The organism is Microvirga pakistanensis (assembly GCF_004458765.1).
GTDB classification, from domain to species: domain Bacteria; phylum Pseudomonadota; class Alphaproteobacteria; order Rhizobiales; family Beijerinckiaceae; genus Microvirga; species Microvirga pakistanensis.
Genome location: NZ_SPJX01000238.1, coordinates 1 through 223 on the forward strand (window position 1 = coordinate 1; position 223 = coordinate 223).

At 60.1% G+C, this 223-nt stretch carries 1 protein-coding gene; it reads left to right on the forward strand.

The genetic code is table 11. The annotated features are described in order from the left end of the window. Window positions 1-223, forward strand: a 223-nt coding sequence (locus E4K09_RS29785; RefSeq protein ID WP_204985729.1) for a hypothetical protein, incomplete at both ends; no start/stop codon positions are given.

Consider the following 223-nt stretch of genomic DNA (forward strand, 5'->3'; position numbering starts at 1 on the left):
TGATCTCGTCCATACCATCAATGGTGACCAGCTCGTGATCGAGGCGGCCGTCGGCCGCCGCCCTGTCCAGTATCCTGATCGTGACAGTATCACGGTCACCCAAACCCGCGCGGACCGAACGGACTTAAGGCTACGGATTGATCGTCGCGTCTTCGCCGAAGGAGTCTGGACTGCCGATCTATCGGTTCGCCTTGAAGGCGAGGAGGAGTGGCGGCCAGTAATC